Source organism: Streptomyces sp. NRRL F-2664 (assembly GCF_000719345.1).
Taxonomy (GTDB): domain Bacteria; phylum Actinomycetota; class Actinomycetes; order Streptomycetales; family Streptomycetaceae; genus Streptomyces.
In genome coordinates this window covers 1-269 of the sequence record NZ_JOFX01000540.1, presented here as the reverse complement: position 1 = coordinate 269, position 269 = coordinate 1, and the positions used below count along the sequence as shown (strand labels likewise).

The following is a 269-nucleotide window of genomic DNA, read 5'->3' as shown; positions in this document are numbered from 1 at the left end:
CCAGTTCCTGAACGAGCTCGTGGCCCGGGCTCAGGCCGAGGGGCTGCAGCTGACGGGTGAGGGCGGTCTGCTCCAGCAACTGACGAAGCGGCTGCTGGAGTCCGCTCTCGAGGGCGAGATGAGTGATCACCTCGGCTATGACCGGCACGATCCGGCCGGGAAGAACGGCGAGAACTCCCGCAACGGGAAACGCTCCAAGACCGTCGTCACGGACATCGGGCCGGTCGAGATCGACGTGCCGCGGGACCGCGAAGGCTCGTTCGAGCCGC

The 269-nt window shown here is 67.7% G+C and carries 1 protein-coding gene; it reads left to right on the top strand.

Going from position 1 to position 269, the window contains the following annotated elements:
* Positions 1-7 precede the first annotated feature (7 nt).
* Positions 8-269, top strand: a 262-nt coding sequence (locus tag IF89_RS0136885) for a transposase (protein ID WP_199820694.1), incomplete at its 3' end; no start/stop codon positions are given.